This window comes from Streptomyces bobili (assembly GCF_002154575.1).
GTDB classification, from domain to species: Bacteria; Actinomycetota; Actinomycetes; order Streptomycetales; family Streptomycetaceae; genus Streptomyces; species Streptomyces bobili.
Genome location: NZ_MUBA01000520.1, coordinates 1 through 6,992, shown reverse-complemented (window position 1 = coordinate 6,992; position 6,992 = coordinate 1). Strand labels below are relative to the sequence as shown.

Here is a 6,992-nt window from a genome sequence, read left to right as displayed (position 1 = left end):
GGTCGTCGGCGAGCAGGACGCGGATGGTCATGCGGAGTCCTCGGGGGCGCTGGAGCGGGTCTTGACGGGCAGGATCGCATGGACGCGGTAGCCGCCTCCGTAGCGGGGACCGGTGGTGAGGGTGCCGCGCAGGGCGGTGACGCGCTCGCGCATGCCGAGCAGACCGTGGCCGCCGCCGTCCCGCGACACCGGGGCGTCCCCCGCGCCGTCGTCGAGGACGGTGACCTCCACGTTCGGTCCGACGCGTACGACGCTGACCTCGGCCTTGGCGTCCGGTCCCGCGTGTTTCTGGACGTTGGTGAGGGCTTCCTGGATGACGCGGTAGGCGGCCAGTCCGACGGCGGCGGGAAGCTGGGTGCCGTGGTCGGCGCGGGCCACCTCGACCTGGATTCCGGCGTTGCGGAAGGTGCCGGCCAGTTCGTCGAGCCGGTCCAGGCCGGGGGCCGGTTCGGTGGGTGCCTCCGGGTCGCCGGACTGGCGCAGCAGGCCGACGGTGGCGCGGAGTTCGTTGAGCGCGGAGCGGCTCGCCTCGCGGACGTGCGCGAGGGCCTCCTTGGCCTGGTCGGGGCGCTTGTCCATGACGTGGGCGGCGACCCCGGCCTGCACGTTGACCAGGGCGATGTGGTGGGCGACCACGTCGTGCAGGTCGCGGGCGATGCGCAGGCGTTCCTCGGCGACCCGGCGGCGGGCCTCCTCCTCGCGGGTGCGTTCGGCCCGTTCGGCCCGCTCGCGGATGGCCCGTACGACGGCCCGGCGGCTGCGGACGGCGTCCCCGGCGGTGGCGCCGATGCCGGTCCAGGCGAAGATCGCCAGGTTCTCCTGCGCGTACCAGGGCAGCGGCCCGGCGAGCATGGCGGCGCCGGTGAGGACCGTCATGGTGAGCAGGCCGACCCGCCAGGTGGTGGGGCGGTCGGTGGTGGAGGCGACGGTGTAGAGGGCGATGACGGCGGACATCGCGACGGGGGCGCGGGGGTCGCCGGTGACGCTCTCGGCCACGGAGCAGGTGCCGGTGAGCGCGAGGACCGTCATGGGGGCGCTGCGGCGGAAGACGAGGGCGGCGGCACCGAGGGTGATCAGCAGCAGACTGAGCGGGTCGGGGGTGCGCAGGCTCCAGCTGACGCCTCGTTCGCCGTGCGGGTCGACGAAGGACCCTGCCAGCATGCACAGCAGTACGCCGGCGGCAATGGCGGCGTCCAGGGCGAGGGGGTGGGCTTTCAGCCGGCGCTGCGCTCGGGCGAGGGGCGTCACTGTTGCGTACCGTCGCTTTCCTGGCCGTCGCTGGGAGACCGCTGCCGGGGGCGGGCGCCCGCACTGTCGGCCCGAACGGCCTGGGTGCCCCGTCCTCAGCCGCCGGACGGGCCGGATCGACCGGCCTTCACCGGAGCCGGGCGGCCCGGGGACCGTCCGCCTTCGCCCGTCGATCAGCTTTCGCCCAGGGGACCAGCCCGTCTCACCCGGGGATCAGCCCGTCGTCGCTCAGCATCTCCCGGACGTCCTCCAGGCTCGCGTCCGGGGCCGGGAGGATCAGTTCCGAAGGTTCCAGGGAGTCGTCCGGGAGGGGCTCACCGAGGCGCCGGACGGCGTCCAGGAGAGCGCCGAGGGTGCGGTGGAAACCGTCCTCGTCGCCGCCCTCCATCTCGGCCAGCAGCTCGTCGTCCAGCTTGTTCAGCTCGGCGAAGTGGGAGTCGGCCAGTGTCCACTGGCCCTCCCCCATGATCCGGACGATCATGTCGGCCTCCTCGGCTCCGGCCCCGGCGCCGAAGCTACTGCTTGTCGAAGCGCGGGGTGTCCTGCGGCTGCTGGCTCTGCGACGGGTTGGCGCCGCCTTCGATGGCCTGCTGCCCGGACGAGGTCCCGCCGGCCAGCTCGGCCTTCATGCGCTGAAGCTCCAGCTCTACATCCGTACCACCGGAGAGCCGGTCCAGCTCGGCCTGGAGGTCGTCCTTGGCCATGCCGGTGGGGTCGTCCAGGGCTCCGGAGGCGAGGAGCTCGTCGAGGGCGCCGGCGCGGGCCTGGAGCTGGGCCGTCTTGTCCTCGGCACGCTGGATCGCCAGGCCGACGTCGCCCATCTCCTCGGAGATGCCGGAGAAGGCCTCGCCGATCCGGGTCTGCGCCTGCGCCGCGGTGTAGGTGGCCTTGATGGTCTCCTTCTTGGTGCGGAAGGCGTCGACCTTGGCCTGGAGGCGCTGGGCCGCGAGGGTGAGCTTCTCCTCCTCGCCCTGGAGCGTGCGGTGCTGCGTCTCCAGGTCGGTGACCTGCTGCTGGAGGGCGGCGCGGCGGGAGAGCGCCTCGCGGGCCAGGTCCTCACGGCCCAGCGCGAGCGCCTTGCGGCCCTGGTCCTCCAGCTTTCCGGACTGCGACTGCAACTGGTTCAGCTGGAGTTCCAGCCGCTTGCGCGAGGTGGCCACGTCCGCGACACCGCGGCGGACCTTCTGGAGAAGCTCCAGCTGCTTCTGGTACGAGTAATCGAGGGTTTCGCGCGGGTCCTCGGCCCGGTCAAGGGCTTTGTTCGCCTTCGCGCGGAAGATCATCCCCATACGCTTCATGACACCGCTCATGGGCTTCGCGCGCCCCCTTCTGACGTCCAGCTCCAGCTCTGCGACAGAACCCACAGTACGGGCCCTGCATCCATTGACGCACTGTTCGGGGACGGATGCGCTCATCCCCAAGGACGACTGACCAAGGCCTTGCTCCGGCGTAAGGAGTAGGTGACCGTCAGGGTGACCGCCGCGTCACCGCTTGTCCCCTCTCCACCGGTCTGTCCCGGGTCCGTCCTCTCTTCAGACGACTGGTGTTGCCGGATCGTTCCCCGCCGGGCTGTGGTCCATGCCCGGCGAGCGCTTACCCTTGGGTTTTGTGTTCCGTAGCCGTGCCAAGGAAGAGAAGGCATCGGTGGCCGACAAGGCGCCGCTGACCGACTCCAAGCAGACCCGCGACCCGCAGGCCCCGAAGGGCAGGCCCACGCCCAAGCGCAGTGAGGCCCAGTCCCAGCGCCGCAGCGTCGCCAATACGTCGTCGTCGCGCAAGGACGCCGCCAAACGTCAGCGCGAGGAGCGCCGAGCCCAGCTCGAGCGCCAGCGTCAGGCGCTGGCAGGTGGTGACGAGCGGTTCCTGCCGGCCCGGGACAAGGGTCCGGTCCGCAAGTTCGCGCGCGACACCATCGACTCGCGGTTCAACGTGGCGGAGTTCTTCCTCCCGATGGCCGTGGTCATCCTCGTGCTGAGCATGGTCCGGGTGGGCTCGCTCCAGACGATCGCGCTGCTGCTGTGGCTCGTGGTGATCGTGCTGATCGTGCTGGACTCGCTCTTCACCGGGTTCCGTCTGAAGAAGCGGCTCGCCGAGCGCTTCCCGGACCAGAACCGGCGGGGCGCGGTGGCCTACGCGCTCATGCGTTCCCTGCAGATGCGTCGGCTCCGGCTGCCCAAGCCGCAGGTCAAGCGCGGAGAGCGGCCCTGAGCACTGCTTCTTTCTCCGGGGGCGCGGCGAAGGCCTGGCTGAGCAGGCTGGGTGGACTGCGTGATGTCGTACGGCAGGAGCTGGTGGCCCGGCAGCTCGACGAACAGATAGCCGGGCGGTATCCGGTCGGGCAGCGGCTTCGTGTGCTCGACGTGGGGATGGGCCAGGGCACGCAGGCGCTGCGGCTGGCCCGGCTCGGTCACCAGGTGACCGGGCTCGAACAGGACGCGACGATGATCGCCGCGGCCCGTGAGGCCCTGTCCGGCGAGCCCGAGGGCATCCGGGAGCGGATGCGGATCATGGAGGGTGACGGCCGGGACACCGGCGTGCACTTCCTGCCCGGCAGCTTCGACGTGGTGCTCTGCCACGGCGTGCTCATGTACGTCCAGGAGCCGGACCCGGTTCTCGCGGGCCTCGCGCGCGTGCTCGCCCCCGGCGGGCTGCTGTCCCTCCTCGTCCGCAATGCCGACGCGCTGGCGATGCGTCCGGGCCTGGCCGGGGACTGGGCGGGTGCGCTGGGCGCCTTCGACACCACCGCGTACCGCAACCGGCTGGGCCTCGACGTCCGCGCGGACCGCCGGGAGACCCTGACCGCGACTCTCGCGGGCATCGGGGCACCGCTGCACACCTGGTACGGCGTACGGGTCTTCACGGACACGGCGATGGACCGCGCGGAGGTCCCCGAGGACCTGGAGCCCCTGCTGGCCGCGGAGGAGCGGGCGGGCCGGACGGACCCGTACCGCAGCGTGGCGGCCCTGCTGCATCTGTGCGGGGTGCGGGGCTGAGCCGCTGCCCCGCGCGCTCGTTCGGGTGAGCTGCCCGCGCCGGAGGTCCGCTCCGTGGTGAGACTCGGGGCATGGATGCTGTCCGTACGCGTGCCCGGACCGCCGTCGTCGCGGCGGTCCTCATGTGCTTCCTCGGCCTGCTGGTCGCCGGGTGCTCCGGTGGCGGGTCCCCGATCGGGGAGGACGCCGGCCGGCAGAGCGCCCGGACCGCGCAGCCGGCGGCCGTGACGCGGGCCGACGACCTCCAGGACGCGTACCAGAAGGTGATCCGGGACGTCCTGCCGTCGGTCGTGCAGATCGAGGCGCGCAGCGATCTCGGCTCCGGGGTCGTGTACGACGACGCGGGGCACATCGTCACCAACGCGCATGTGGTCGGTGACGAGAAGACCTTCCGGGTGACGACCGCGCACAGCGAGGACCCCCTCGCGGCCACGCTCGTCTCCAGCTACCCCGAGCAGGATCTCGCCGTCATCAGGCTGGACCGGGTGCCCGACGGGCTGAGGGCGGCCCGCCTGGGGGACTCCGGCGAGGTCGAGGTGGGGCAGATCGTGCTCGCCATGGGCTCTCCGCTCGGCCTGTCGTCGAGCGTGACGCAGGGCATCGTCTCGGCGACCGGACGGACGGTCAGCGAGGGCGGCACCGACGGGGGTACGGGCGCGACGATCGCCAACATGGTGCAGACGTCCGCCGCCATCAACCCCGGCAACAGCGGGGGCGCGCTGGTGAACCTCGACGGCGAGGTCATCGGCATCCCCACGCTGGCGGCCGTCGACCCGAGCCTCGGTCAGGGTGCGGCGCCCGGCATCGGGTTCGCGATCCCCGCCTCGATGGTGCGCACCGTCGCCGGCCAGATCGTGAAGGACGGCAGGGTCACCGACTCCGGCCGGGCCGCTCTCGGCATCACCGCGCGGACGGTCGTGGACGCGGACCACCGGGCCGCCGGAGTGGCGGTCGTCGAGGTGACGAGCGGCGGCCCGGCCGACCGGGCGGGCCTGCGGGCCGGGGACGTCATCACCGGCCTGGGTGACACCCCGGTCACCACGATCACCTCGCTGGCGGAGGAACTGGCCGCGATGCGGCCCGGCGATCGGACCACGGTCACCTTCACCCGGAACGGCGACGAACGGACCGCCGACGTGACGCTGGGCCAGCAGTAGCGCGGCGGTACGGGGGACGAGCGGGGTGGCCGTCGACCGGCCACCCCGGCCTGATCCGAAAGAGAGGCCTAGGCCTCGTCGGCGTGCAGGTTCATCGGGCCGTAGATCTCCGTGGCGTCCTCGAACAGCCGCACCTGGTCGGCGCCGCCTTCGAGGAGGGCCTTCCAGTGCTCACCGAGCCAGGACTCGGCGTCCCCCTGCGTGGTGAACTCCTCCGGCTGCACCGCGGGCTGGACCTCCGTCCCGTCGGCCTTCTCGAACCGCCACGTCCATGCCGCCATGTACGCCTCCAACGTGTGAGCACATGCAGAGCAGAAGCCGGATCTTGGTCCGGCTCCTGGCACGCAGCCTAGCCGGATGCGCAAGACCTGATCAGACGCGCGAAAATCAGGTCCGTGGAAGTGACTCTGCTCGGTACCGGTGCCCCCGCGGGACTCCCCCGCCCCGACTGTCCCTGTGCCGTCTGCGCGACCTCCCTCGGGGTGGACGCGCGGGCGGCGACCGCGGTGCTCCTGGACGGGGCCCTGCTGCTCGACCTCACGCCGGGCGCCGCCTTCGCCGCGGCCCGCTCCGGGCATTCCCTGGGCGGCGTACGGCAGGTGCTGCTGTCGCATCCGCACGACGGGCCGGCCGTCGAGGTGCCGGCCGGGCTGCCGCAGCCCGGCCGGGTGCCGGACGGACGGGAGTTGACGCCGCTGACCGGACACCGGGTGCGGGCGGTCGCGATGGACGCGCCCGGTACCGGGTACGCGGTGACCGGCCCGGACGGGCAGCGGCTGCTGTATCTGCCGCCGGGCGGCGCGCCCGCCGGGCTGGAGGAGGGCGGGGAGCCGGCCGAGCGCTACGACATGGTGCTCACCGACGTGGTGGGGCGGCCGGACGCGCTGGCGAAGCTGCGGGCGGTGGGCGCGGTCGGGCCCACCACAGACGTCGTCGCCGTCCACCTGGACCACGACGTGCCGCCGGGCCCGGAGCTGCGGCGGCGGCTGGCCGCGGCGGGGGCGCGGGCGGTGCCGGACGGGTCGACGCTGACGGTGGGGGTCTACGAGGAGGTGCCGGACGTGCCACGGCGGACCCTGGTGCTGGGCGGCGCGCGGTCCGGGAAGTCGGTGGAGGCCGAACGGCGGCTGGAGTCCTTCCCGGACGTGCTGTACGTCGCGACCGGCGGGTCGCGGGGCGGGGACGGCGAGTGGGCGGCGCGGGTCGCCACCCACCGGGAACGGCGGCCGGGGTCGTGGCGGACGGTCGAGACCTGCGACCTCGTGCCGCTGCTCGGGGAGGACGGCGCTCCGCCCCTGCTGATCGACTGCCTGTCGCTGTGGCTGACCGACGCGATGGACTCCGTCGGGGCCTGGGACGACGCGGTGTGGGCGGACGGGGGCGAGCGGGAACTCCGCTCGCGGGTGGCGGAGTTGGCAGGGGCCGTACGGAGGGCTCGGCGGCCGGTGGTGCTGGTGTCCAACGAGGTCGGGTCGGGGATCGTGCCGGCCACGGCGTCGGGGCGGCGGTACCGGGACGAGCTGGGGCGGCTGAACGCGGCGGTCGCCGGCGAGTGCGAGGAGGTCGTGCTGGTGGTGGCGGGACAGGCGGTGGT

At 73.0% G+C, this 6,992-nt stretch carries 8 protein-coding genes; 4 read left to right on the top strand and 4 right to left on the bottom strand.

The features are described from left to right. Positions 1-27: 27 nt before the first annotated feature. The 3 genes from BZL64_RS32200 to BZL64_RS32190 all read right to left on the bottom strand — a co-directional run bounded on the left by BZL64_RS32200 (position 28) and on the right by BZL64_RS32190 (position 2,558). Positions 28-1,248, bottom strand: coding sequence for a sensor histidine kinase (locus BZL64_RS32200; protein WP_086772660.1), 1,221 nt, complete (start codon positions 1,246-1,248; stop codon positions 28-30). Between the two features lie 202 nt (positions 1,249-1,450). Next, positions 1,451-1,729, bottom strand: coding sequence for a PspA-associated protein PspAA (gene pspAA, locus BZL64_RS32195; RefSeq protein ID WP_086772659.1), 279 nt, complete (start codon positions 1,727-1,729; stop codon positions 1,451-1,453). Positions 1,730-1,763: 34 nt separating this feature from the next. Beyond that, positions 1,764-2,558 (bottom strand): PspA/IM30 family protein, encoded by a 795-nt coding sequence (locus tag BZL64_RS32190; RefSeq protein WP_086772658.1) that lies wholly within the window; start codon positions 2,556-2,558, stop codon positions 1,764-1,766. Between the two features lie 268 nt (positions 2,559-2,826). On the opposite strand from BZL64_RS32190, the gene BZL64_RS32185 reads away from it, so the two are divergent. The 3 genes from BZL64_RS32185 (at position 2,827) to BZL64_RS32175 (ending at position 5,398) form a co-directional block, all read left to right on the top strand. After that, positions 2,827-3,456, top strand: coding sequence for a DUF3043 domain-containing protein (locus BZL64_RS32185; RefSeq protein WP_190046480.1), 630 nt, complete (start codon positions 2,827-2,829; stop codon positions 3,454-3,456). Between the two features lie 83 nt (positions 3,457-3,539). Beyond that, positions 3,540-4,241: a methyltransferase domain-containing protein gene (locus BZL64_RS32180; protein WP_086772656.1), complete on the top strand. Its 702-nt coding sequence runs from the start codon at positions 3,540-3,542 to the stop codon at positions 4,239-4,241. Between the two features lie 71 nt (positions 4,242-4,312). Beyond that, a complete protein-coding gene (locus BZL64_RS32175; RefSeq protein WP_086772655.1) occupies positions 4,313-5,398 on the top strand; it encodes a S1C family serine protease in 1,086 nt (361 codons plus the stop codon). A 68-nt stretch (positions 5,399-5,466) separates the two neighbouring features. Here the strand turns inward: BZL64_RS32175 and BZL64_RS32170 are convergent, their stop codons facing one another. After that, on the bottom strand, positions 5,467-5,679 hold the full coding sequence (locus tag BZL64_RS32170; protein WP_086772654.1) for a hypothetical protein: 213 nt from the start codon (positions 5,677-5,679) through the stop codon (positions 5,467-5,469). A 114-nt stretch (positions 5,680-5,793) separates the two neighbouring features. On the opposite strand from BZL64_RS32170, the gene BZL64_RS32165 reads away from it, so the two are divergent. Continuing rightward, positions 5,794-6,992: bifunctional adenosylcobinamide kinase/adenosylcobinamide-phosphate guanylyltransferase (locus BZL64_RS32165; RefSeq protein ID WP_167396224.1), on the top strand; the 1,199-nt coding region annotated here is incomplete at its 3' end.